At 43.6% G+C, this 25,661-nt stretch carries 23 protein-coding genes, 1 tRNA gene and 1 pseudogene; 15 read left to right on the top strand and 10 right to left on the bottom strand.

The window, feature by feature from the left end; translation table 11 throughout:
• Positions 1–5 precede the first annotated feature (5 nt).
• Positions 6–1,319, bottom strand: a complete 1,314-nt coding sequence (tig, locus tag DOE51_RS18260) for a trigger factor (protein ID WP_142697955.1) — start codon at positions 1,317–1,319, stop codon at positions 6–8.
• 137 nt (positions 1,320–1,456) lie between these two features.
• Here tig and DOE51_RS18255 point away from each other — a divergent pair, with 137 nt between their 5' ends.
• The 4 genes from DOE51_RS18255 to gshA are packed head-to-tail and all read left to right on the top strand — an operon-like array spanning position 1,457 to position 5,791.
• The gene (locus DOE51_RS18255; protein WP_142697954.1) at positions 1,457–2,326 is read left to right on the top strand and encodes an ArsA-related P-loop ATPase; all 870 of its coding nucleotides are present in this window, start codon (positions 1,457–1,459) and stop codon (positions 2,324–2,326) included.
• Positions 2,327–3,403: an ArsA-related P-loop ATPase gene (locus DOE51_RS18250; RefSeq protein ID WP_142697953.1), complete on the top strand. Its 1,077-nt coding sequence runs from the start codon at positions 2,327–2,329 to the stop codon at positions 3,401–3,403.
• Between the two features lie 59 nt (positions 3,404–3,462).
• Positions 3,463–4,530 (top strand): hypothetical protein, encoded by a 1,068-nt coding sequence (locus DOE51_RS18245; protein WP_246845179.1) that lies wholly within the window; start codon positions 3,463–3,465, stop codon positions 4,528–4,530.
• Between the two features lie 10 nt (positions 4,531–4,540).
• On the top strand, positions 4,541–5,791 hold the full coding sequence (gshA, locus tag DOE51_RS18240; RefSeq protein ID WP_142697951.1) for a glutamate--cysteine ligase: 1,251 nt from the start codon (positions 4,541–4,543) through the stop codon (positions 5,789–5,791).
• 10 nt (positions 5,792–5,801) lie between these two features.
• On the opposite strand, the gene DOE51_RS18235 is transcribed toward gshA, so the two are convergent.
• Complete coding sequence (locus DOE51_RS18235; protein ID WP_142697950.1) at positions 5,802–7,052, bottom strand: hypothetical protein; 1,251 nt, start codon at positions 7,050–7,052, stop codon at positions 5,802–5,804.
• Complete coding sequence (locus DOE51_RS18230; protein WP_142697949.1) at positions 7,049–7,798, bottom strand: TIGR02147 family protein; 750 nt, start codon at positions 7,796–7,798, stop codon at positions 7,049–7,051. Before DOE51_RS18230 ends, DOE51_RS18235 begins: the two co-directional genes overlap by 4 nt.
• 316 nt (positions 7,799–8,114) lie before the next feature.
• On the opposite strand from DOE51_RS18230, the gene DOE51_RS18225 reads away from it, so the two are divergent.
• Both DOE51_RS18225 and DOE51_RS18220 read left to right on the top strand, forming a co-directional pair.
• The gene (locus tag DOE51_RS18225; RefSeq protein ID WP_142697948.1) at positions 8,115–8,714 is read left to right on the top strand and encodes a hypothetical protein; all 600 of its coding nucleotides are present in this window, start codon (positions 8,115–8,117) and stop codon (positions 8,712–8,714) included.
• Between the two features lie 100 nt (positions 8,715–8,814).
• A complete protein-coding gene (locus tag DOE51_RS18220) occupies positions 8,815–9,141 on the top strand; it encodes a KH domain-containing protein (RefSeq protein WP_142697947.1) in 327 nt (108 codons plus the stop codon).
• On the opposite strand, the gene DOE51_RS18215 is transcribed toward DOE51_RS18220, so the two are convergent.
• Positions 9,138–9,947 (bottom strand): prolyl oligopeptidase family serine peptidase, encoded by an 810-nt coding sequence (locus DOE51_RS18215; RefSeq protein ID WP_142697946.1) that lies wholly within the window; start codon positions 9,945–9,947, stop codon positions 9,138–9,140. The two genes, DOE51_RS18220 and DOE51_RS18215, sit on opposite strands and share 4 nt — an antisense overlap.
• 234 nt (positions 9,948–10,181) lie before the next feature.
• Here DOE51_RS18215 and DOE51_RS18210 point away from each other — a divergent pair, with 234 nt between their 5' ends.
• Positions 10,182–10,814 carry a hypothetical protein gene (locus tag DOE51_RS18210; RefSeq protein ID WP_142697945.1) on the top strand — a complete coding sequence of 211 codons (633 nt, stop codon included), beginning with the start codon at positions 10,182–10,184 and terminating at the stop codon, positions 10,812–10,814.
• An 84-nt stretch (positions 10,815–10,898) separates the two neighbouring features.
• Here the strand turns inward: DOE51_RS18210 and DOE51_RS18205 are convergent, their stop codons facing one another.
• On the bottom strand, positions 10,899–12,407 hold the full coding sequence (locus tag DOE51_RS18205) for a leucyl aminopeptidase (protein ID WP_142697944.1): 1,509 nt from the start codon (positions 12,405–12,407) through the stop codon (positions 10,899–10,901).
• Positions 12,408–12,567: 160 nt separating this feature from the next.
• Here DOE51_RS18205 and DOE51_RS18200 point away from each other — a divergent pair.
• Positions 12,568–13,188, top strand: a pseudogene (locus DOE51_RS18200) (ATP-dependent Clp protease proteolytic subunit); the annotation flags it as partial.
• A 6-nt stretch (positions 13,189–13,194) separates the two neighbouring features.
• The gene (gene clpX / locus DOE51_RS18195) at positions 13,195–14,490 is read left to right on the top strand and encodes an ATP-dependent Clp protease ATP-binding subunit ClpX (protein WP_142697942.1); all 1,296 of its coding nucleotides are present in this window, start codon (positions 13,195–13,197) and stop codon (positions 14,488–14,490) included.
• A 76-nt stretch (positions 14,491–14,566) separates the two neighbouring features.
• On the opposite strand, the gene DOE51_RS18190 is transcribed toward clpX, so the two are convergent.
• The 3 genes from DOE51_RS18190 to DOE51_RS18180 all read right to left on the bottom strand — a co-directional run bounded on the left by DOE51_RS18190 (position 14,567) and on the right by DOE51_RS18180 (position 16,982).
• Entirely contained in the window at positions 14,567–15,007 is a 441-nt protein-coding gene (locus tag DOE51_RS18190) for a hypothetical protein (protein ID WP_246845178.1), read from the bottom strand.
• A gap of 119 nt (positions 15,008–15,126) precedes the next feature.
• Positions 15,127–15,516, bottom strand: a complete 390-nt coding sequence (locus tag DOE51_RS18185) for a response regulator (protein WP_142697940.1) — start codon at positions 15,514–15,516, stop codon at positions 15,127–15,129.
• Positions 15,513–16,982, bottom strand: coding sequence for an ATP-binding protein (locus tag DOE51_RS18180; RefSeq protein ID WP_246845177.1), 1,470 nt, complete (start codon positions 16,980–16,982; stop codon positions 15,513–15,515). Before DOE51_RS18180 ends, DOE51_RS18185 begins: the two co-directional genes overlap by 4 nt.
• A 380-nt stretch (positions 16,983–17,362) precedes the next feature.
• Between DOE51_RS18180 and lon the strand changes: the two genes are divergently transcribed.
• On the top strand, positions 17,363–19,885 hold the full coding sequence (lon, locus tag DOE51_RS18175; protein ID WP_142697938.1) for an endopeptidase La: 2,523 nt from the start codon (positions 17,363–17,365) through the stop codon (positions 19,883–19,885).
• Positions 19,886–19,958: 73 nt separating this feature from the next.
• Here lon and DOE51_RS18170 read toward each other — a convergent pair whose 3' ends face one another.
• A complete protein-coding gene (locus tag DOE51_RS18170; protein ID WP_142697937.1) occupies positions 19,959–20,258 on the bottom strand; it encodes a hypothetical protein in 300 nt (99 codons plus the stop codon).
• Positions 20,259–20,445: 187 nt separating this feature from the next.
• Between DOE51_RS18170 and DOE51_RS18165 the strand changes: the two genes are divergently transcribed.
• The 5 genes from DOE51_RS18165 to DOE51_RS18145 all read left to right on the top strand — a co-directional run bounded on the left by DOE51_RS18165 (position 20,446) and on the right by DOE51_RS18145 (position 24,056).
• Positions 20,446–21,318 (top strand): EamA family transporter, encoded by an 873-nt coding sequence (locus DOE51_RS18165; RefSeq protein ID WP_142697936.1) that lies wholly within the window; start codon positions 20,446–20,448, stop codon positions 21,316–21,318.
• A 318-nt stretch (positions 21,319–21,636) separates the two neighbouring features.
• On the top strand, positions 21,637–22,602 hold the full coding sequence (locus tag DOE51_RS18160) for a winged helix-turn-helix domain-containing protein (RefSeq protein ID WP_246845176.1): 966 nt from the start codon (positions 21,637–21,639) through the stop codon (positions 22,600–22,602).
• A 9-nt stretch (positions 22,603–22,611) separates the two neighbouring features.
• Entirely contained in the window at positions 22,612–23,217 is a 606-nt protein-coding gene (locus DOE51_RS18155; protein WP_246845175.1) for a hypothetical protein, read from the top strand.
• A 64-nt stretch (positions 23,218–23,281) separates the two neighbouring features.
• A tRNA-Val gene (locus DOE51_RS18150) sits at positions 23,282–23,357 on the top strand.
• Positions 23,358–23,651: 294 nt separating this feature from the next.
• A complete protein-coding gene (locus tag DOE51_RS18145) occupies positions 23,652–24,056 on the top strand; it encodes an ester cyclase (protein ID WP_142697934.1) in 405 nt (134 codons plus the stop codon).
• 49 nt (positions 24,057–24,105) lie between these two features.
• Here the strand turns inward: DOE51_RS18145 and DOE51_RS18140 are convergent, their stop codons facing one another.
• Positions 24,106–25,614, bottom strand: a complete 1,509-nt coding sequence (locus DOE51_RS18140; RefSeq protein WP_142697933.1) for an aspartate ammonia-lyase — start codon at positions 25,612–25,614, stop codon at positions 24,106–24,108.
• Positions 25,615–25,661 lie beyond the last annotated feature (47 nt).

Raw genomic sequence — 25,661 nt, 5'->3', positions numbered from 1 at the left:
GCGAACTAGTTTTGTTCGTCTTTGAAAGTTCCAGCTGGAACTTCTTTAACTTTTACTGTCTTGCTCAAGAACTCGATCACTTTTTCTTCAGTGATTTGGTAAGTAAGACGACTAGCTTGTTCTGGACGACCGTAGAATTCTTTAATACGAGATTCTTCGATACCAGTTTGTTGAGCGTACTCAGCGAACTTTTTATCAAGATCTTCTTTTTTCGCGAAAAGATCATGTTTCTTAGCAATAGCATCTACTAGGAATGACGATTGGATCATTTCAGTAGCTGTTTTTGCGAAGTCAGCATCCCATTTTTCAACGTAAGAAGCGAAATCAGCTTCGCCCATGCCTTGTTCAGACATACGACGTTTAAAGTCTTCGATCAAAGAAGCTTTTTGCTCTTTCAACAATGAAGGAGGAACTTCAACTGGGTTTTCTTTAACAAGAGTTTTCAACATGCGATTTTTGAAACCGTCTTCAACGCGTTTCTTTTCGCCTTGTTCAAGATCTTCTTGGATTGTTTTTTTCAAGTCGTGCAAAGTGTCTGGGCCACCCAAAGTTTTTACAAACTCTTCAGTCAACTCAGGCAAAACTTTTACTTTGATTTCTTTCAAAGTCACTTTGAACTCAACTGGTTTACCAGCAAGATCAGCAGAGTGGTATGGATCTGGGAATTTCAAAGAGATCGTTTTTGTTTCGCCTTTTTTCATGCCAACAACGCCGTCTTCGAAACCTTCGATGAATTGTTTAGCGCCAAGCTCAAGGTGGTGGTTTGTGCCCGCACCGTTTTCAAGCTCTTTACCGCCAACGTAACCAACGAAATCGATAACTGCAGTGTCACCAACTTTAGCTGCGCGATCTTCTTTTGCATCTTCGAAAGTTGCGCGAGAAGCACGGATGTTTTCAAGAACTTGCTCAACTTTAGCTGGATCCAAATCGATTTTTTCTTTTTCTACTTCAAGACCTTCGTATTTTTTCAATGCGATTTCAGGACGGATGTCGAAAGCTGCAGAGAAAGAGAAGTCTTTGTCTTCTGACGGATCAGCAAATTCAAATTCTGGATAGCTGATTGGCTCAAGCTTGTGCTCTTCCAAAGCTTGTGCGTAGTGTTTTTGCACCAAATCTTGAACGACGTCTTGCTTTACGCGATCGCCATAGATGCTTTTGATTGTGTTCAAAGGAGCTTTACCTTTACGGAAGCCTTTGATTTCCACATCTCTTTGAATGCCAGTGAACACTTTTTGGAATGATGACTGAACTACAGCCGCTGGGATTTCGATGTTCAATTTTCTGGAAAGGTTCGAAACCTTTTCTACATTTGATTTCATGTTATAACTCCTAACATTTCAGGGACACGATAAGCGTGTTAAAAACCGATGGATATTAGAAGATGCCTGTCCTAATAGCACCAAATAATGCCATGCGTAATGCCTATATTTACCGGCTCAGCGACACTTAAGGAACTATGAAGCAAGAGATTCACTTTGTGACGGGAAAAGGTGGCGTGGGCAAGTCGGTCGTGGCCGCTGCGCTCGCCCTCAAACTCAGTCAAGCTGGGAAAAAGGTGCTTCTTGTTGAATTAGGCGATCAGAGCTTTTTTCGCGATTTCTTCTCTTTATCTCAAGTCGGTTTTCAACCGGTGTCGATTCGGCAGAATCTGTCGATAGCTTTATGGTCTGGCGACACTTGTTTGCGTGAATATGCTGGTTATTTAATCAAAGTGGAAAGTCTGGCGAAGTTATTTTTCGATAATGCCGTGATGAGAGCGTTCATTAACGTGGCACCCGCACTTCCCGAGTTAGCCATCTTAGGAAAAATCACAAGTGGCCCGCGTAAACATGGACCCCCACTGCCATTTGATTGCATCGTCGTAGATGCCTTCGCAACGGGACACTTCAAGGCACTGCTTGAAGCACCGAAAGGCATGGCGCAAGCGGTGCAGTTTGGTCCCATGGGTGAGCAATCGCGCAGCATCGACAAAGTGATTCGTGATAAATCCATGTGCCATTATCACATCGTGACGTTACCTGAAGAGCTTCCTTTGAAAGAAGCCGCAGAACTTTCGCAAGATTTGAAAGACGAATTTGATATCAATGCTGAAATTATTTTGAACAAGATTTTGCCTGTGCCTATCTCTGTGGAAAAAGTAACAGAGTATACAAAGCAGGAAGATTCTGACATGAAAGACTTTGCGATCTACTTGCAACATCATATGCAACGCCAAACAGAGATGCTTGCGGAAGCTGAAAAGGTCACAACAAACTTACGTTCAATTCCATTGTTCTTTGAAGCAGATCCATGGAAGTTGACAAGCTTGATGGCGGAGAAACTGTAGATGGCAGCAGAACTTTTTAAGAACACAAAAGTTTTAGTCTGCGTCGGCAGCGGGGGAGTGGGCAAAACCACTGTTGCTGCCTCTTTAGCAGTGCTTGCAGCCAAAGAAGGTAAAAGAGTTTTAGTCTTAACGATCGATCCCGCAAAGCGTTTAGCACAAACTTTGGGAATCGAAGGCACGAAAGACATCACCAAAGTTCCGGGACAAAATTTCGCGGGCGAACTTTATGCATCCGTCATCGATCACAAAAAAACTTTTGACGATTTCGTTTCCAGAGCCGCACAGAAATCCGAAGCCGCAAAGAAGATTTTTGAAAACAGTTTGTACAAACAGCTTTCAACAAACTTAAGTGGTTCCCAAGAATTCACATCGCTTGAAAAGCTATATACGGCTTATGAGTCGGGTCAGTTCGATCTGATTATCTTAGATACGCCGCCAACGAAACACGCGATTGATTTCCTCAATGCACCTCAAAAGCTTTCCGCTTTGTTTAGTGAAGGTGTTGCGAAATGGTTCCGCGATCCAGAAGGTAAAAAGTCAGGATTCTTTGGACATTTGCTGCAAACAGGAACTCGTCAGGTTTTGAAAGTTTTAGAGAACTTAACGGGTTCCCAATTCATTCGTGAACTAGGCGATTTCTTTATGAATATCGAACAGTGGCAAGGCAAACTTTTAAACCGTACGGTGGAAGTTCATCGAATGCTGGTCAGCCCCACGACGAAGTTCGTTTTGGTGACAAGTTTCGATCAAGCCAAACTGAAAGAAGCAGAGTATTTTTCTCGAGAAATAAAAAAAGGTGGTTACCACCTTGACACTGTCATATTGAATCGCATCTTTCCTACCTGGCTAGACTTGAAAGCAGAAAAAAAGGGCGGTCCAGATCAAGCGTTGGTCGACTTGTATGAACAAATGAAGTCCTTCTACAATCATAGGGACACATTGTATCAACAATTCGAATCAAGAATGGAAAAAGAGGCGCAAGTTTTGCGCATTCCAGATTTGGTTCAAGATATTTCTGATCTTTCAGGGCTCGAGTCGTTGAGCGAATTGATTAGCGAAAGGGAACAGCAAAAATGAATTGGAAAGTTCTAGGACTTTGTCTTCCCTTAACTATGACGGCCTGTAGTAGCTTGCGCATGCAGCATGATACGCAGTCCGTAGAATCTCCGATGTCCTCGCAAAAGTTCGCTGAAGAAAATGAAATTAATAATGCCGAGCGATTGCTTTCACTGGGTCGCTACGAAGAAGCTCGCCTTGCTTTCCGTTCTTTCCAATCATCTTATCCGCAATCAAATTTTTTCGAATCATCACGTTTGGGCGAAGCTCATGCTCTTGAAGGCTTGGGTCGTTGGGATGAGGCGACTAAAATTGATCGTGACGTTTATCTGAAAACTTCAAAAGACCATCCTGAAATCGCGGCACTTGCTTTGTATCGAATGTCATTCGCGTACGAAGCAACGGGTGACGATCTAAAAACCACAGCTGCGTTGCTAGACGCACAACGCTTAGGCAAATATCTTCCTGCGGAAGTGGCTGAAGCTGAAATTCCCGCACGCCTTGCAAGCATTTACGGAAAATTAGGTCGCGATAAAGAGGCAATGAATTATCTGAACCAAGCGGAAAAAGGCATCAACCGCATTCGCTTAGAGAAAAAAGAAGTCGGCATAGGTTGGCTGGCAAAGACGTACTATCAAATGGGCAGCATTTCTACGAATCAACTTTCCGCAGATAATTTTGAACAATCTGCGGAAGGCTTCAGAATGGTGCAAATCTACTTAATCAAGTCGATGCAACAAAATGATCCCGCATGGTCCGCACGCGCTTTAGAACAGGGTCAGGCGACGTACCAATCGTTTTTAAATTTGGCAGAAACTCAAGCAGAGCGTAAAACGCAGATTGAATTTGCGGGGACGATCACTGATCTGTTAGACCAAGCAGAGCTATTTAAGCCTTTGCAGGGACAGAAACCGAATCAATTTGAAGAAAGTTTCTTTTCATTCTTGCAGAACTTAAGAAAAAGAACTGAAGACTTATTGTACCAATCCAAAGAAACAATGTCCCTGACTGAAGAATCGCAAAGATTCAACAGTGTGAAAAGACCGGGACGGGTGAAGGCAGATTCCCTGTTACCTGAAGAGGAAGGTTTGAAAAAACCAATTCCAACTCCTCCGAAAATTGTTCCGACCGAAGATCCGAATCTGTAAGGAGAAAGAAATGGCGAAGCTCACACTTCACAAACAAACCATCGCCAACATGACTGAAATCTGTAACTGGTTTTCACAAAAGACCGCGACATTGTCGTATCCGATTTATTCAAGTTACGACATTCGCGATTCCGGTTACAAAGTAACGAACGTCGACGCGAATATTTTCCCGGCTGGTTTTAACAACATCTGCCCGACAGACAAAGAAACATCTGCAGGCTTGATGAGTAAATATATCAAAAGCCACTATGGCGCTGTTAAAAACATCCTGCTTGTCACTGAAGAACACACGAACAATGCGTTCTATTGGGAAAACGTTTACACAATTAAGTCATTGATTGAGTCATCTGGCGCGAACGTGAAAATTGCAATTCCGCGCGAATTGGCTGAGCCGATGAAAGTAACAAGTGCAGCCGGTCGTGAATTGGAAGTGCATTCAGCGCTGACGAATGGTCCGTTGATGAAGGAATTCAAACCAGACCTCATCATCAGCAACAATGACTTTTCAGAACAATACGAAGAGTGGTCAAAAACTGTGACGGATTTCCCAATGAATCCTCCACATGAGTTGGGCTGGTATCAAAGAAAGAAAAGCACATACTTCAAATATTACAATCAACTTGTCGAAGAGTTTTCTGCGATCGCTCAGATCGATCCCTTCCTTCTAAGAGTCGAAACCGAGCTTTTTGAAAACTTCGATATCGGCGATGAAAATTCACGTGCCGCCCTGGCTGAGCGAGTTGATGCGATGATTGCGCGCCTAAAAGAAGACTATAAAAAGCGCGGCATCGAACAAGAGCCCTTCGTATTCGTAAAAAACAATGCGGGTACATACGGTCTGGCAGTTATTCGTGTGGGCTCGGGTGCGGAAGTAAAAGAATGGTCTTATAAATCACGTAAGAAAATGAAAGCGGCCAAAGGCGGTCGTGACGTTGAAGAAGTGATCATCCAAGAAGGTATTCCTTCAATTGTACAAGCAGATGGCGCAAGCGCAGAGCCCTGCATTTACATGATCGGTTGCGAGCTTGCTGGTGGTTTCCTACGCACGCATTCAGAGAAAAGCTCTACGGATAGTTTGAACAGCCCCGGCGCAGTTTATAAGCGTTTGTGTGTGTCTGATTTGGCGTTGGATGCGAAAGGCTGCCCGCAAGAAAACGTTTATGGTTGGACAGCGAAGTTGGGATTGCTTGCGATTGCGCACGAAGCGAAAGAGCTAGGTGCGCGTTTCAATGGATATGTGCAAACGCCTTGTGGCGGTTAAGCACGAAATCTTAATAACAAGCAGGTACGTGCGTGGCGCGGCCTGCTTGATCAATGGATACAGTCAAAGTTTGTTGCAAATGGTTTGGCAGGAATGAAATCGCACCGTCACTTGGACGTTTGCAAGGGCTGCCACCTAAACCGATCTCTACCAAATTCATCTTTTCATCGAAGCGGAACAAAGTATTTTGACGTGTCGGAAACAATTCCGGATAGCTTGGACTTTGGAAGACATTGCTACCATAAGTGATTTCAATATTACGAGTCGCAGGTGCGCCTGCAACTAGAGTTGGCATTTCACCTGCACCAAACATCCAGCGTGTGCCAGTCACTTCAAATTTTGCATCGTTGTGCGAGTATTCGAATTCAGGCAACGCGCAAGAGAACGTTGGAACAAACGCAGGATCCGCATCAAATGACAGCAATTCACCTTTTGCATTCAAAGTGATCTTACCAAGATTTGGCGTCACATCTTTTTCCATGCAAGAGTAAGTGAAATAAGGTCTGTTGATCATTTGGAAAGCGAATAGATTTGCTTGCACAATGTTTTGGTCATTATCAAAGCCAACAATCGCACTAATCCACTCACCATTTGCGTTTGTCGAACCCAAGAACAACATCAAACCGTTATACTGGAAGTGACCGATGTGCAGATCTTGAAGACGAGCCACATAGTCTTGTACAGTGTTGATACCCGGAAGATTCGCGTGAATGAAAGCATTAAAATAACGAATGCGTTCAGAGCTAAATTCTTGCGACGGAGTTGAAATGAATTCGCGATAGATCAATTCGTGCACGATCAATGCGGCTTTGTTGTCAGCGTCCAAGCTGTTCCAAAGCTTTTTGTTGATCAAGTATCTGAACTTGTTCACCACAGAAGGTTGTTGTTGCACGATTGTTTGATCCAAAGAGCAAGAATCTGGAATCAACACTAAGCCTAAATCCGGAGTGCGTGCGAAGCTGCCATCAACGAATTGCGCTTCTTGCAAAAATCCATTCAACCAAGTTTGCAAAGTCGAAGCACGTTGTGGATCTTTTGCCGCCAAACGTCCGATCAGCGCAGAAGCTTTAGCAACTTCATTGTCACCTTCAGCTGCTACTGTTGTTAAACCAAAGCGAGTCGTCGCTTCATACAAATCCAAAACTTGTGGTGCTTGTCCCTGGCACGAAAGAACGAAGCCGCCATTACCGCGGTCATACCAAGTATTAGCAAACGAAGTAGTAGAAAATAAAAGAACAAAGCCAAATAAGAACTTCATCATTTTGTTACCTTCGAAACCGGGAAGAGTTGAATATTTAAATTGTAAACGTCAGTTTTTGGTCCTTGGGAAAGAAGGTCAGCCATCTTTCTGCGGAACTTACGAATGATACCTTTAGCCTCAGAAATCTTTTTGCGGTTGATTGCAAAAGTGATCGAAGTCACGTCACGTAGGTGCATGGGTACGTTGTCGATTTGATCTACAACTTGCTGCAAAGATTGTTTGTGTGAACGACGCAAAGATTCTGAAGGAACGTTGTGAGTTGTCTCAAGCTGGCGGCGAGTCGCCACAAGTTTTTTATTCTTGAATTCAACCAAGCCCAAACGCAAAAGACGATCAACCGCGGCTTGTGCAACTTCAACGGGGATATTCAAACGTTCGGCGATCCATTCCGGATTTGACTGGAATGATTTAACGCTTAGAAGGGCCATGATACCGAAGTGGTACCAATCGCAAATCACAGAAAATTCATCATCACGAAGCTGGCTTTCAGACAGCAAAGTTTTTTTGCTGCTTTTATCAAGATCGATCAAAGTTTTAAGATGATCCAAATCTGAAGAACCCAGTGAAAGATTTTTCGTGATTTGTTTTGCTACTGCCATCGTCATTACGCGACGACCGTTCAAATAGTCGCTAAGACGGCTTGCAGGAATACCCAAATTCTTTGCGAACTGAGAGTTCGTCAAAGCGGGCGACAAAGTCTTTTGTCTTTGAAATTCATTAAGCAAAAATTCTGAGGATTTATACATAAGTACCTTCTACACTGATTCTAGAGTAGGCAGTCAAAGGCTTAGTCGTGAACGTACAAGATGCTTCGATAGACAGACGGATAATTACCAAAAAACCTTGGTAATATTACGCATAAGCAAGGTCTTCTGGAAAAATATACACGGCCCACTATGGGCTTCTGTCTAACATTTAGGCGGCTGATTATCAATGAATTGGGGTTAAACCCCCTCTATTACCGTCGCCGTAGAGTAATTTACAAGGCCCATGAATTGCTAACTTTAGTAAGTGCATTCGCTCTGTGCTCCCGAATGACCGGGAGTCCATATTGGAGGTCGTATGAAGAAAGCCTTATTAACTTTGATCGCTGGATTGATGGTTCAGGCAACGGCTCATGCTGAAATCAGCAAAGAAATTTTCTCATGCGCTTACTATGGTGGATGTGTTCACGCGGTTCTTCGCGTAACGGGCATTGACCGTATTTTAGAAAACATCCAAGCAAATAAAAATGCACAAAAGATTCTTGCAGCGACTGACGATGCGTTGTTCTTCAAACAACACGTTGTATCTGCTCAAGGTGGCGAGCTTGCGATGGATATTTATAAAACAGTTGTGATTAAAGTTTCCGCTGACGATAAGTTAACAGAAATGCAAATGGTCGATCACGGATCATATTCGGTCTATGAAGACGTTGCGCTTACAGTGGATGCTTCACAACCAGTTGTTTTGGAAGGCAACCGTGCTTTAAGAATCAAGATCAATGGTCGTTCGTTAATTTCTAAAGACTTGCAGCTTGCACATCAGGCGACACAGAACCTGATTTTCTCTGACAAATTATCAGTAAAAAATGGAAATAAAACCGCTTACCAATCTGCTACTGATGCCGTTGTATTAAATGAGCTCGACATCATGTTTGCAGAATTCAAATCTCGCAAATAGTAGATCGGGGTTTACCAAACCCCGTTTGTTATTTGCAATCTACACTTCCCCTCACATTTAAAATCCGTATTCTTTGGTTGTTCAGGCAGGAGGCCTTTTAATGTCAACGAATGCGACAGAAGTTTTAGACGACTCACAAGTACAGGCAAGAGCAGATATGCGTGCCTATCTGGAAACCATGATCCAAAAGATCGTGCGCAATCCAGCAGGAGTCCGTGTTGAGTTTTTCAGAGGAGATAAGACAACGGTTTATGTTGTCGTGGTAGCACCGGAAGATTTGGGTCTGCTGTTAGGTAAGAAGGGTGCAACCATTGAAGCGATTCGTGTGATTCTTAAAGCTCAGATGGCTCGTTTCGGAATGCGCGCTGTCGTTCAGCTGGATCAACAACTTGAAGCGTACTGCGCGCGAGGATCTGCGCAAGACTAGCGTTTAAATTTCATGAACCACTTGGTCACGGCCTCCGGAGCCTTATCTAGCCATTCGTGACCAGCGTGGGGATCAATGACGACCGCAGTTTTAACTCCGTTATCTTTCAGCTTCTCGTAATATTTTTTCATAGTAGAGATCGGAACGATGTAGTCATTGTCGCCGTGAAGAAACATCGTCGGTGGGTGATCTACGGGTAATTCAGGAATGTCGCACAAAGGACCTCCGCAGCTTGCGTAAGAACCGGATTCGATCGCTAATGCTTTAAACATTCCCGGAAAAGAAACAGCCATACGACTGGTGTTGTAACCACCGCTAGAAATTCCTGTGGCAAAAAGTTTGTTCATGTTCAGTGGACCGAACTCGCCTGCTGACATTGAATTGAAAAGTGCATGCAAGAACACGTCGTCTTCAGAACCTTCCCATGTCACGCCAATTAAATTTGTTTCCCACGCAAGATTTGAAATAGCATTTGGTGCAACAACTGCGAAACCATGATCAAGCAGACTTTGGATCAAACGAATTTCATTAAAGCCACCAAATGGCATCCCTTGACTACGTTCAAATTCGACAGAAAAGAAACTTCCTTGAAAGATTACAACTGTTGGCCAACCATCTTGAGGCATCGGACCTTCAGGGAGTGAATACTTCACATCGCGAGTAAGAAGTGCGCCTTTAATTTCTTTTTCTTGAAATGGACAAGCGATGTGTTTCACGATGATGCCACCAGATTCACACATTGATTTCTTCGCCGCTTGTGCAAACGAAGTTAGTAAGATGATCGAAATTAAAGTTGCTAGTTTCATGATTCCCTCACCGCGCAGTCATAGCGGTCATGGAAATAAGGTGTAACGAGCCTTCCTGCGGATTGCAAATTAAAGGGTGTCCCGCACCCTTAACTCGGAACACTTACCGACAAAGTATGAAAACTCTGCCCGGTGCATTTTCGGCTAGGCCTAAGACCGGCACTGTTGTCGTATGACGCGAAAATAGAGGAGAGGTCGAGAAAGCATGTTATTCTGCTTTAAAGAGGGAAACGTATGCAAAGATTTGCAGGAGTATTTGGACTTTTTGTCGTCTGCTTTGCCGTGGGTTATTCATACCTTCGCTACACAACAGACAGCTTTTCTATCAACCGTGACCCAGCGGCGATTCGTACAAACTTCGACTTTTCAAATCTAACAGGTGATTCGCTTCATGAAGCGGTTAAACAACGCCTGGTTGCTGGCTTTGAAATGAAAAGAAGTGCTGACGGCATGGGTTTGGGCTTAGGTCATTTCGTGTTCCGCGATGACGCTGGTGAAAAGAAATTGGCGTGCCAAGAATTCGGTAAAGTCACAATGACGTTTGAAGCTGAAGGCGTTTCTGTAGGTGGCGATAAACCCACTATGGAAATTGAAGGTCGCTGCGAATATTCCAATGACATGACGAAGATCAATCCGCTTTATCTTCCAGTTGCAAAAATCTTGAATGAAAAACCTGGCGACGGGGAGTTTAACTTTAACGAAGGTCACGCGGTGACTGTGCGTTTTGCGAATCTTCCTGAAGACTGGCCAAGAACATGGTTGTTAAAGTCAGTGAAACTTAACAACGAACAAAAGAATAAATCAGTGACTGTAGAAAGCGATGAAGTGGCTCGCTACATGGGGCATCCGCTGGTTCTGACGTTCTAATTTAAAATTTAAAGCTTTAAAGTAAAAAACCCCAGTGATGAACTGGGGTTTTTTTATTTAGAACGATTGAATTTCGTAATTCAATTAGATGTGTGCTTTCGCCACTTCTACGAATGTACGGATCATCGCGCCTGAAGCACCTTTTTTAGGAGCGTAAGGCAAACGATTGCCAACAGCCCAACCAGTGCCTGCGATGTCGAAATGCGCCCAAGGGATGCCTTCGCCAACGAATTGCTCAAGGAATGCAGCTGCAGTTGCAGAACCCGCACCTTTACCAGAAGAGATGTTAGAAAGATCTGCGAAAGTACCTTTCATGTCTTTTACATGGAAGTCTGTCAAAGGCATGTTCCATACCCACTCACCAGACTCAACCGCGGCTTTTTCGATTTTGTTTTTCAAAGAAGCGTTGCGAGTGAAGTAACCAGTGTGTGTGTTACCCAAAGCGATAACCATTGCACCTGTCAAAGTTGCAGCGTCACAGATCATTTGTGGTTCAAGTTCAGTTGCGTATGACAAAGCATCAGCCAAGATCAAACGACCTTCAGCATCTGTGTTGTTCACTTCGAAAGTTTTACCGTTACGTGCAGTGTGTACGTCGCCTGGTTTAGTCGCTGAACCGTTCACAAGGTTTTCAGTAGAAGCAACAAGACCTACAGCGTTCACTTTCAATTTCAATTGAGCGATCGCAAGCAATGTACCGATAACGTTCGCGCCACCGCACATGTCGTACTTCATTTCTTCCATGTTCGCTGAAGGCTTAATGCTGATACCACCGCAGTCGAAAGTAAGACCTTTACCTACGAAGCAAACTGGTTTTTTAGAAGCTGCTGCGCCTTTGTATTCCATGATGATGAAGCGTGGCTCTTGATCAGAACCCTGAGAAACGCCAAGAAGACCGCCCATGCGCTCTTTTTTAATGCGTGCTTTATCCCAGATAGTCACTTTCAAGTTCGCGATACCTTTAGCTGCTGCCGCTGCAGAATCAGCAAGGATTGTCGGAGTCATCAAGTTGCCTGGCATATCGCCCAAGCGACGAGAGAAGTTAACAACGTTACCTAGGATTGTACCTTCAGTGAATGCCGCTTTTGCAGTTTTGTCGCCAGCTTTAGTCACAACGTGGATAGTAAGTTCGTCAGTTGCTTTTTTCTCTTTAGTAGTCGATTTCAATTCGTCGAATACGTATGAAGTCATTACCAAACCTTCAGCAGTTGCTTGAAGGAATGCATTGATATCTTTTTTCGCAGTTGTAATGCCATCGAAGTGCAAAGCAGCTTCTTTAACATTCAATGCTTTAACTGCTTCATAAGCAGAGGCAACCGCTTGACGAACAGTTTCGTGATCGATTTCATTTTCTTTACCAAGACCAACTACGATCACATGGCGGAAGCCAGCGTAGTTCATTTCACGGAAAGTAACAGTCTCTTGGTGCTTACCAGTGATTGTTTTTTCTTCGATTGTTGCAGCCAATTTTTTGTTCAGATCAGAATGAGTCACTTTTGCGAGCTTTTCTTTTTGCGCACTCGCTTTTGAAAACACGACCAAAGCCGGGCATGTCAGTGAATCGATCTCTTTGTTTAACAAGTTGATAGCCATATAAACCCCTTAAAATTATTCAGCTTTATGAAGCAAGGTAAGATGTAACATAGCAGTGTTGAGGGTCAAAGGCTTTTTCGTAAAGTCCTGTTGGAGTATTCCGATAGGTAGCACAGTATAAGACTTTACTTCGGAGCATCGAAGTCGGGTAGACAGCCAACCACAGGAGACAGCAGTGGCACTCATTCCATACGTCATCGAGCAAACTTCAAAGGGTGAAAGATCATATGACATCTATTCACGCCTACTTAAAGACCGTATTGTGATCCTTGGATCACAGGTTACAGACGAAGTTGCTAATGCCATTATCGCGCAATTTCTTTTCCTTGAAGTGGATAACCCTGAAAAGGACATCCATCTTTACATCAACTCTCCAGGTGGTAGCGTTTCTGCTGGTTTGGCGATTTACGATATTATGCAATTCGTAAAATGCGACGTGGCGACGTACTGTATGGGTATGGCGGCAAGCATGGGCTCGCTGTTGTTGACAGCGGGTACAAAAGGCAAACGTTATAGCCTTCCGAACACACGCATCATGATCCATCAACCCCTTCTTTCTGGAGGCGGTTTGTCAGGTCAAGTTACTGATATCGAAATTCATGCGAAAGAACTTCTTCGTACAAAAGAGAAGCTGACTCGCATCTATGAAACGCATACAGGCAAAGACTACCAATTCTTGAGAGAACAGATGGAAAGGGATAACTTTATGGACCCTTACCAAGCTAAAGAATTCGGCTTGCTTGACCACGTCGTTGAATCTCGTAAGGCAAATAAAGGATAAGAGTAGATGAGCACTAAAGATACAAACGGCACATTGAGATGTAGCTTCTGCGGCAAAGGCCAAAAAGAAGTTAAAAAATTGATCGCTGGCCCTGGCGTGTACATCTGCGACGAGTGTATTGATCTTTGCAATGACATTATCGACGAGGAAAAAGAAAGAGAGACGGCGGTAAAAGGTACGTTCAAAGTACCAAAACCATCGGACATCAAAACTTACCTTGATGATTATGTGATCGGTCAAACTCAGGCGAAGAAAACTTTGGCAGTAGCGGTTCACAATCACTACAAGCGTGTAAACGCAATGTCACAAGGTAAAAAATCGGCTGACGTAGAGATGCAAAAATCAAACATCTTGCTTATCGGTCCAACGGGATCTGGTAAGACGTTGCTTGCACAAACGATCGCTAAAATTCTTAACGTTCCATTCGCAATGGCGGATGCAACGACATTGACTGAAGCAGGTTACGTCGGTGAAGACGTAGAGAACGTTGTTCTAAACCTTCTTCAAGCTTCAGACTATGACGTAGAAAAAGCGCAAAAAGGCGTTATCTACGTGGACGAGATCGATAAAATTTCTCGTAAGTCTGAAAACCCATCTATCACGCGTGACGTGTCGGGTGAGGGTGTGCAACAAGCACTTCTAAAAATCTTAGAAGGTACTGTGGCGAATCTTCCTCCGAAAGGTGGTCGTAAACATCCGCAACAAGAGTTTATCCAAGTGGATACAACAAACATCTTGTTCATCGTGGGTGGTGCGTTCGTTGGTTTGGATAAAATCATCGAAAACAGAACATCGAATAAAACGATGGGTATCGCAGCAGATATTCGTACAGCTCAAGAAGTTGAGAAGTCATCGAACTTGCTTGCGAAAGTTGAACCAGACGATTTGTCTAAGTTCGGTTTGATCCCAGAGTTCATTGGTCGTTTGCCTGCAATCGCAGTTCTTGGCCAATTGGATGAAGAAGCGTTGATGGATATTCTTGTGAGACCAAAAAATGCGATCACAAAACAATACCAAAAACTATTCTCGTTCGAAGGTGTTGAATTGAAGTTCACTGATAAAGCTCTTCGTGCTGTGGCACAAATGGCTTTGAAACGTAAGACAGGTGCCCGCGGTCTGCGCGGTGTTCTAGAGACGGCAATGCTCGACATCATGTACGACATTCCATCTAAGTCGAACGTTAAAGAAGTGATCATCGATGAAAACGTGATCAACGACGGTGGCGCTCCGATGGTGGTTTATAAAACTGACGAAGAGATGCAAATCGAAGAAGAAGCTAAAAAGAAAAGTTCAGCTTCTTAATCAAACTGAAAAGTAAAAAGCAAAAAGCCAGAGTTTCAAACCTCTGGCTTTTTTGCGTTTAAAGCGTCGCTACGGGCTACTGTTTTTTCACGTAAGCACTGAGCTTAATTGGTGCCATCGACGTCGTTACTGTGACTGTCGTGCCTTTTACAAGGTCTTCAACAGTTGTGTCGCCGAAGTCTATATTGAAATCGATTTTTTTGTTGCGATCGCTTGGGCAAGTAAAGATGCCTTTAAACGTCTTATTCGCCGCTAGAATCGCATACTCGTTAAGATAGAAGCTATTCGTTAGGTTGTAAGTGCCGTTGCACTCTTCGTCGCTGTGACCGTCTGGATAGGTTCTTTGAATTTCAAACTCACGCGTATTCACCACGCGGAATTTTACATAAACTTTTTGAAAGCCCGCTTTCGCTGTCACGTTGTAACGGCCCACGATATTTCCGGGTGTTAGTTCCGTCGCAAAAGCTGCTGTTGCCGAAAAAAAGATAACTGCTGAAGTTAAAATCGTCTTGAACATAAATTGCATCCTCCGTTGATGAAGCAATTTATAAAAGCGATTGTTGAGCAGGACAAAATAAAACGGGACGGCATGGGTTAATACATGCGCGAGTGTTTTTTTGTGACGATTTGCAAAGACTAGATGGAAAGATTCAGATCAGTTTTCAAAGCTTCATTTAAAGCATTGAAGTCGACGGGCTTACTTAAGAAACGTTGCGCGCCCAAGCTTTCTGCTTTTGTACGGAACTCTGTAGATTCGTACGCACTGACAACATAAAACGGCATGGCTTCATGCATTTTGCGAACCTCTTGCAGAAGTTCAAAGCCGTCCATTTCGGGCATGTTGATGTCTGACATGATCAAATCAACAGGACGAGTGTCGTCTTGCTTTAAATAGTTCAAACAATCTTTTGCGCTTAAAAAAGAAACGAGTTTCAGGTCACCCAAAGATGCAAAGAACTTTTTGAATTTCAGTTTGTATAGAAGATGAGTATCCGCTTCATCATCTACAATCACAATGTGAATCATGCATGCAGTCTTTCGTGAACCAACGGTAAGGTCATTAAGAACTCAGTCCAATGACCAAATTCACTAGTGTACTTTAAAGTACCACCGTGTTTCTGCGCAATATTAAATGCAACAGTAAGACCTAAACCAGCACCTTCGCCAGGAGCTTTTGTGGTCAAGAAAGGATCGAAGATTTTTTCTCCAAGGATGGATGGGATACCAATACCGTTGTCGCGCACAGAAACTTCGACGTTATCGCCACGTACAGACGTTGAAATCACCAATTCGGGTTCAAAATCTTTCTGTGACATAACCTTTTTTTCCAGGGCGTGAATCGAGTTATCAATAATATTTGATAAGGCTCGTTGTAACGAAACCGAGTAGACTTGTGCATTAACATTATCACCAAGGCGATATGTGACCTTTGGAGGCACATAACTTGACCCTAGTGAACGATTGGAAATCGTTTGTTGATAAGCTTTTTTAACAATTTCATTCACATCTGTTGTTTCAAGAACGTCAGAATCGTAACCCGATAGAATCTGCATCGAACGCACGATCTGATCGATACGCTGGCTATGTTTCAAGACCACGCGGCTGACTTCTTTGATTTCTTCAGCGTCCTCGGACTCGGTCAAAAGCTCACTGAAGTTCAAAACGAAGTTCAATGGATTGCGAATTTCATGCGCCACGCTGGCAGTCAAGCTACCCAACGACGCCAAACGTTCTTGTGCCACCAAGGTCGCTTGCATGCGTTTGATTTGGAACATGGCTTTTTCAAGACTTTGATTTTTATTCGTCAATTCGCGCGTGCGATCCGTCACTTTTTGCTCAAGCGCTTGGTTTAGTTGCTCAAGCTTACGATTGGCTTCCAAAAGTTCGACACGGAAAAGGTTGATCGAATCGGCCAGAATATCCAACTCGTCTTTCTCCGCATGGGGAGGACGATTCAGCACCAGATTTTTGTTATCACGGAATCCATTTTTCAAATAATCAGCGATGTGCTTGATGTGCACGACGATGATGCGATTGAAAATGAAGTACAAGCAGAACACAACGACCAAGGTTTTTGCGGCTTGACGGACGAAGATCCAGATCGCCTCATGAAAGTAGCGATCGCGCAGATTTTTTGTGTCCAATTCGACGTCCAAAGTACCTAAAGTTTCGTTCGTATTTTTGTGACGAATCTCAAAACTTTTATGACTTTCCTCTTGCGGATCAGTCTTACCCGTTTCGTAGATAACTTTGTTGTCGGCAGTGAGTTTCAGATAGCTGACACCTTGCAAACGACTTAAACCATCCAGCTGGATTTCCAACAAGCGCGTGTCGTAAGACCACAAGTGCTCGGCCATAGAATCCAGATAAGAATTTTTGATGATGGAAAAGTTGTTTTGCAGTTTATCGAAGTCTTTTTGGTAGTCCAAAATCAACTGTGCAGCAGTTAAAATAAGCGTCGCAAAGGAACTTACGGCCCAAGTAGCTATCAAAAGCTTGAGAGATAATGAATTGGTGCGTACCCAGGGTGATTCGTTGCGTGTCACAGAGCCCTTATCGTGCAAATTGCGGAAAAAAGGGACGAAAATCTTTCTATGCGGTATTACAAATACGAAAGAATCCCATTTCTCGACGCAAATTTGAAAAATTTTCGATTAACATAACGTGCTTTTATACTGCCCGAAATATGAGCAAACCAGTCAAGTGGCAAGGACCAGAAGTAATTTTTTTTGGAATATATTTACTTCCCAGCAATCGTTCACATAGTTAAACTCAGAGTAAGGACTTCGCTAAGGTGAAAAGGAATTAACCTGAATGGATCCTCTTGTGTCCTATACGCAAGAAGCTCGTTAACCCAAGGGAGGGAGAGGATATGAGCGAGGGAAAAGTACAGCAACTACCACTTTTGCCCCTAAGAGACCTCATCATTTTTCCACATATGATGATGCCTTTGTTCGTTGGTCGTGAAAAGAGCATTAACGCTCTTGAAGAGGCCATGAGCAAACAGACCGACATCGTGTTGGCTGCTCAAAAGGACGCTAAAACCAACAATCCAGAAGCGAAAGATATTTTCGCCATCGGTACAGTTGGAACAATCATCCAGCTTCTTCGCTTGCCAGATGGAACTGTAAAAGTTCTTGTAGAGGGCAAACGCCGCGTAAAGATTAAGAATTTCGTGAACAACGACAATTTCTTCGTCGTAGCGGTAGAGAATCTTGATGAAGAGCCAACGAACATCGTTGAAGCGCAAGCTTTGGTTCGTTCGGTCAAAACAACTTTCGAAACTTACGTGAAGTTGAATAAACGTATCCCACCAGAAATTTTGATGCGTGTTTCTACCATCGAAAATCCAGGTGAGCTTGCGGATATCATCGTTGCGCAATTGAACTTGAAACTTGAAGACAAGCAAACGGTTCTTGAGATCATTGATCCAAGCAAACGTCTTGAGCATTTGTTGAACTTGATGACGGGCGAGATCGAAATTCTAGAAGTAGAAAAGAAGATCCGCACTCGCGTGAAGAAGCAAATGGAGCGTTCTCAGAAAGAGTACTATTTGAATGAGCAAATGCAGGCTATTCAAAAAGAACTTGGCGAGAAAGACGACTACCAAGCTGAACTTCAAGATCTTGAAGTAAAATGTAAAAACAAAAAAATGTCTCAAGAAGCTAAAGACAAGGTCATGAAAGAGATTAAAAAACTCAAAATGATGTCACCTATGTCGGCTGAAGCGACAGTTGTTCGTAACTACATCGACTGGATCTTGTCACTTCCTTGGCAGGATTACTCAGAAGAGAAGCACGATCTTAAAAATGCTCAACGCATTTTGGACGACGAACACTGGGGTCTTGAGAAAGTTAAAGACCGTATCTTGGAATACCTAGCTGTTCTTTCGATTTCGAAAGACATGAAAGGCCCTATCTTGTGTCTTGCGGGTCCTCCAGGGGTTGGTAAAACATCACTTGCGAAATCTATCGCAGAATCTTTGAACCGTTCATTTGCGCGTATCTCTTTGGGTGGCGTGCGTGACGAAGCAGAGATCCGCGGTCATAGAAAAACGTATGTTGGTGCGATGCCAGGTAAGATCATCCAAGCTCTTCGCAAAGTGGATAAAGGTAATCCGCTAGTGTTGTTGGATGAAATCGACAAAATGGCGAATGATTTCAGAGGCGACCCATCAGCAGCAATGCTTGAAGTGTTGGACCCTGAACAAAACTCGACATTCCAAGATCACTACTTGGAAGTTGAATACGATCTTTCGAAAGTGATGTTTATCGCGACGGCGAACAGCTTGCACACGATCCCTCGTCCGTTGTTGGATCGTATGGAAATCATCCAGCTTGAAGGTTATATCGAGCAGGAGAAATTCCATATCGCGAAAAACTACTTGGTTCCAAAACAATTGGAAAACCATGGTTTGAAAGACTACAAAGTAACTGTGAAAGATGAAACGATTCGCGACATCATCCGCTACTACACTCGCGAAGCAGGTGTGCGTAACTTGGAAAGACAAGTTGCAAACGTTTGCCGTAAGGTAGCGAAAGATATCGTGATGGGTGAAACAGTTGAAAACTTCAAAGCTGAAGCAACTGCATCTGCTGGTAAGAAAACTGCGGCAGCTGCGAAAAAAGGTGCTAAAGGCGCGAAGACTTCAACGAAAGAAACAACAAGCAAGAAATCTGAAGGTTACGTTGTAACGCCTCAGAAACTTGTTGAGTTGCTGGGCCCGCACAAATTCAAGTTCGGTCAAATCGAGTCGGAAAACGAAATCGGTCTTACGAACGGTATGGCTTGGACAGAAGTTGGCGGTGACTTGTTGGCAGTCGAAGTGAGCGTAGTACCTGGTAAAGGTAAGTTCACAGTGACGGGTCAATTGGGTGATGTGATGAAAGAGTCTTGTGCGGCAGCGATGAGCTACGTACGTTCAAGAGGTCCTTTGTTCGGTTTGGATAAAGAATACTTCTCGAACATCGACGTTCACATCCATTTGCCTGAAGGCGCAGTTCCTAAGGATGGTCCTTCTGCAGGTATCGCATTGACGACATCAATCGTATCAGCGATTACGAAAATCCCTGTGAAACGCACAGTTGCGATGACGGGTGAAGTTTCTCTTCGTGGTAGAGTGATGGCTATCGGTGGTTTGAAAGAAAAAGTTCTTGCAGCTCACCGTGGCGGTATCAAGATGATCATCTGTCCTAAAGAGAATGAAAAAGATCTTAAGGACATCCCTAAGGAAGTGATGAAAGACTTGAAAGTCGTTCTTGTAGACCATGTGGATCAAGTGTTGATCAACGCTTTGGATGTTAAAAATCCAAAAGAGATCTTCAAAATCCAAAAAGAAACTGAGTTCGGAATCAAAGCTCAGTATCAAGGTCAGCAAAACGTTGCTCACCACTAACAATGTGATGAGCGAAATCTAAAAATAGATTCAAAAGGGCCGGTAGAAATACCGGCCCTTTTTTTATTTTAAATTATTGTTCTTGTTGAACGTTATATAGAAGGCGCGCCATTTGTTCCAACGTAACGCCATTGTTGTTTTCAGCATCGATCAATTGTTGCTGACATGATTTTGCGATGAATGCATCCATCGTATCGATATCCACGCCTGCGGCTTGCTTCGCTTTTCCGTCTTGAAGTGCTTCTTTGAAACATGCATGAACGCTCAAGATGCCCTCTGCTTGAGTTTCGCTAGTTACTTGAGATGACGCTAGGCTTGCGTGAGAAACTGAAGAGACAAATAAAAGGCTTAGTAAAATTGCTGACATTTTCACAAGAACTCCCGGGATAAAATGTTGTTATTTGGTTACCGGGAGGCCTTATTTCAATATCAATACCACCGAATATTAACCCCAAATCAAATATACTAGCAGTATTCGTGTTTAGTTTGTTTGCAGGAAGCAATTTAGGCCGGCAAAGCCAGCCCTTGCTCACTGATTGGTTTCTTAATAAAGTCAGCGCATGAATTCTAGCGCAGTCCTTCTTTTAACATCCGCATTCCTGCACGCAGCTTGGAATGCCATCGCAAAACACAGTCGCGACAAAGAGGCATTTTTGTTTTTAGCGATGTCAGTCAGTAACATCGTCGCAGCTGCCATGGTTTTGCAGTCGCAAGTTTTTTTGCCCGGTGAACCGATCATTTGGGCGATTCTTGCGGGAGTTTTTGAGGGAACTTACCTGCTGACCCTGTCTAAAGCTTTAACGCAGAATAATTTGGGGCGCGCTTACGCGATCATGCGTGGCGGAGCGATGTTGGTCGTATGGATTTTCTCAACATTGTTTTTTGGCGAAACGGCAACACTGCTGCAAATGACTGGTGCCGGGGTGATCTTTGCCGGCTTATTGTTGTTAAATATTGGTTCGTCTGTTTCTACACGAAATACAGATGATCAAGGCGTTCCTGTTGAAAAGCCTCTGTGGCAGCGGGTTCCGTGGTCATGGGTGTGTGCCGTTTGTATTGCCGGTTATCACTTAAGTTATCACAAAGCACTTCATCACGGTGCCGAGCCACGCAGTTTATTTGCGGTGGCGATGGTGATCTCGTGGCCGTTCTTGTTGCTAGCGCTTGGAAGAAAACCAAGTGCGCGTGTGAAGAAAGTGTGGCGTGAACAGAAGAAAGGAATTTTCGCTGTCGGTGTTTTTTCTTTTTTGTCGTTCGTGATTTTTTTGTACGGCCTGCAAGTTTCAGCACCGGGTTTTGCGATTTCCCTGCGCAACTCTTCGATCTTTTTTGCGATCCTGTTTTCGTTTTTTCTTAAAGAGTCTTTAACAAGAGTGCAGATCATCGGCGCCCTAACTGTTGGCCTCGGCGCGATTTTTCTGAGCTGGAGTTAGAATAACTCACCCCAGCAAAGCCTCTCTGGCAGGGGCTTTCATTAAATTACTGAAATTGATTCCTATGTTGCTCATTAAATAAGCAACTGCCCGCGTCTTACGTTGACGTATTCCTGACAATCTGACAGAAATCGAACCCCTGCGAGTAATTTAGATTTTGTTTTGGAGTTTTAATATCTTATGAATCAATTCGATCGCGCTTTTGAGCTCGGCAAGCTGTACAGCGATCGTGGAGAATTTGGTCCGGCAATAGACCACCTCCGCGAGGCTTCTGACGGCTATTTCGCTGAGAAAAATTTCTCCCAATACCTCAAGTGCATGAACTTGTTGCTGCGTATTTTTGCCGAGCGCGAGCAATTTGAAGACATCAACTCTACCAAAGAAAAACTCCAAGATTTGGTTTTGAAAGAAGGCTTCGAGCTTAACTCTAAGACTTACTACACACTCGCAGTGTGCGCTTCTTACAAAGGCCAATTGGATACAGCGATGGATTACTTGCAGAAAGCATTGGCTATCGCTCTTGCTTCTGACAGCAAGGAAGACATCTGCCACGCGATCTTTGGTCTTGCGATGTGCTATTCTCACCCAAAAATCGGTCGTCAGTCTGACGCTTTGAAAGAGATCTACAATCTTCAGGTCTTCTTCCAAGTTTACCAAATGCCAGAACTTCAAGCTTCGTCATTGTTGTTGAACGCTGACATCTTGAAACAAATGAAAAAGTACGACGAGACGATTGAGATCTTGTGGCGTGCTTACGACATCATCCGCGAAACTCGTAACGTCGTTATGAGCAACGTTTTGATGGGTGCCTTGGCAGACACTTATTTCGAAATCGGCGATAAAGACATGGCAAGAACTTATATCACTCTTGCTTTGCGCTCTATCGATCAAGAGAATCACCGCAGAACTGCTCGTATGGCCAAAACTTTGGCTGACAAGATCGGCGGCGAAACTCAATCTAACTTCGATCTTATTTTCGATGAAGCAAACCACGCGGTTATCGAAAAGAAAATCGGTCGCATTGACTTTAAAAATCAGTTCATTCTTTTGGATCTTTTGCGCCTGTTCGTTACGAACCAAGGCCAAATTTATTCGAAGGAATTCTTGGTCGAGAATGTTTGGAAGCAACCATATGATCCAGCTATTCACGACAATAAGATTTACGTGACGATCAAACGTTTGCGTAAGTTGATTGAACCTGATTACGAAAAACCAAAGTATATTTTCAGAGCCAAAAACGGATACTACATGAATAAAGCGGCTCGAGTTCATTTCGAGCACTAGGGGGGATTCATGTTTCGTCACATTTTAGCAGCACTTTTTATTTTTGTGAACGTAAGCTCCGCTAAAGCTTACTCAACTTATCAAGCATCATCTTCTTCTTCACAAGCTGACGAAGAACACGTAATGCCTGCTGGTGATGATCGTTGGACTCACTGGCCGTGGAGCTTGGCTCAGCCATTCCCATGGTTGGACATCCAAGGAACTTGGAAAGTTGAACAAGAAGACTACACTTCTTACTTCATCTTCAAAGTCGTTCAGCAGAAAAACGGCCGTAACCAAATCAAGGTTACGCAAATCGACGGTTCAACTTGCCAAGAAATCGGCAGAGGCGTCGGCGTAGAAACTGGAACGAAAGGCCTTGGCAAAGGTGCCTTGGTTTATGCACAGATGACTCGCAAATCGAACGGTAAAACATACCGCTTGAGCCTGACAGCGTTCAAACGCTCTGATTCTCCATTGCCGCCACTTCAAGGCAATGTTTATACAGAGTCGATGATCGTTCTATCTATGGGCGAGATGGATCAGCAAAACCTTGATGACATGGTTCATATGCAAATCATTAAGGTTTCCTCGCAAATGACCCAAAAAACTTGCATCCAAGATGCAAAAAATTAAAAAAGTAAAAAAATAGATTGCAAAGAAGGTAGGACTCTTGTTACACATGGGTCCTTCCAACGATAGGGAGTTAGCTCAGTTGGTAGAGCGCCACCCTTACAAGGTGGATGTCGCAGGTTCGAATCCTGTACTCCCTACCAATTTTCACTTAGAAAATTGGCTCTATCGAAATCAAAACCGCCCATCAGGCGGTTTTTTTGTTTCTACACCTTATCTCCAATCAAATTATTTTCAGGCTGTCTCATTCGTCTGGCTTTGTAGCCTTTTGAATTCCTTTGGCTTTTTAGGTCTTTGGATCATTAGAGCATATTTTACCCGGGTAATATTGATTTTTGAATTATACCCGGGTAATATTAATTCATGCAGGAAACGGGTGGAAGATTTGGTGTCCGCTTAAGAAAGCCACCGAAACATTTTTGAAAGTGAGAAATAAAATGAATAAGAAACTCATAGAAAATTTGTACCAAGCGTGGAATCAAGACGACCCTAAAAAATTCGATGACCTGATTTCTGAATGGTACACGATCTTTAGTGATCCGGGTGATGGCTGGGAAGGAAAGACGCTCGACAAAGACACATACAAAACACGTGTGCAGTTTTCGCGAAAAGCATTTCCTGATCTGAAGTTTTCGGTTTCTCAGCTTATCGAAGAAGGCGATCGTGTCGCAGTTGTTTGGAGTGCAGAAGGCACCCAGCTTGGTGATTTGCCTGGCATTCCTGCCACGAAGAAAAAGCTGACCTTCGCTGGTCAGACCGTCTATCAAATTAAGAACGGTAAGGTCTCGGGACACTGGCAGACAATGGATCGTCTGGGACTTTTCATGCAAACGCGATCATAGTGCGCTTATGGTGGAGCAGCTCAACGTCGAGTGAGCTGCTCTTGAGTAGTTATCTTTTATAACTTTCTTTATTTAAGTTCGTCAGTTTCGCTGGATCTAATAACTCCTTGATTTGTGCTTCACTTAGAATTTTTTGTTCGCGGATAATCTCTAATATACCTTTACCACTTTTGTAGGCCTCTTTAGCTAAGGCCGCTGATTTTTCGTAGCCAATGATAGGGTTCAGCGCTGTGACGATACCAACCGTTGATTCAATATTTTTTTCCAGAACTTTTTCGTTCACCGTAATTCCCGAAATACATTTCGTGTTAAATGTATTGGCACCATTTAGTAAGAGCGTTTGCGATTCCAGCAAAGCCACAACTTCGACGGGTTCATAGGCGTTCAGTTGCAGTTGTCCAGCGTGGGCTGCCACTGTGATACTCGTGTCGTTGCCCATAACTTTAAACGCGATCACGTTAATTAATTCTGGAATTACTGGATTCACTTTGCCTGGCATGATGGAAGAACCCGGTTGCATTGCGGGCAGATTGATTTCGAATAAACCAGCGCGTGGACCTGAAGCGAGTAAAATCAAATCACTCGCAATTTTTGAAAGCTTTACGGCTGTGCTTTTCATCGCTGAAGAATAAGCGACGAAACTTTGTTGATCCCACGTGCCTGTGAATAAATCTTTCGCGGGCACAATGGGTTTATTCACTAACTTCGCTAACTGCGACGCCACAGCTTTCGGATAACCCTTCGGAACGTTGATACCGCTGCCAATGGCGGAAGCACCCATGTTCACAGTATAAAGCTGTTTTTCCGCGTCCTTTAAGAATTCAATTTCTGATTCGATACCAGCCGCGAACGCATGAAATTCTTGGCCAACTGTCATTGGGACGGCGTCTTGCATTTCGGTGCGGCCCATTTTCGTGATTTCTAAAAACTGATTTCCTTTTGTTCTAAAAGCAGCTGCTAGATTCTTTAATTCGCCAATCAGCTTGTCACTTCTCATTAATAAAGCGAGCTTGATCGCCGTTGGATAAACGTCATTAGTGGATTGTGACTGATTTAAATCATCTAAAGGATGAAGATATTGGTATTCTCCTTTCTTGTGTCCCATTTTTTCTAAGCCAATATTCGCTAAGACTTCATTGACGTTCATGTTGGTCGAAGTTCCAGCACCACCTTGAAACCAATCCACCACAAACTGATCGTGATATTTATTTGCGCGAACATCTTCAACGGCTTTTTCAATTGCTGATAAGCGATCCGCCTTCATCACACCTAGTTGTTTGTTGGCTCGCGCAGAGGCAAGTTTGACGATGGCCAAGGCGTTTATGAATTCGGGATATTGATTGATTTTTGTCCCCGATATTTGAAAGTTCTCTAAGGCGCGCGCAGTTTGTACGCCGTAATAGGCATCCGCTGGCAGCTGTTTATCACCAAGGCTGTCTTTTTCTATTCGTCCTGAAGCGGGTGGTTTCGCAGTGTTTTTTGTGTCTGGCAATGCAGAAGCTTCGAAATTTAAAAATAATAAACCGGCAAGAACAATGCATCCTTTAGCTGACTTCATAATTTCTCCCTTGATAGAGATTTTCTTAAGAATCTCTTCAGGTGTCG

Origin of the sequence: Bdellovibrio sp. NC01, from assembly GCF_006874625.1 — a bacterium.
GTDB lineage: Bacteria > Bdellovibrionota > Bdellovibrionia > Bdellovibrionales > Bdellovibrionaceae > Bdellovibrio.
This window is presented reverse-complemented; position numbering and strand designations above follow the sequence as displayed.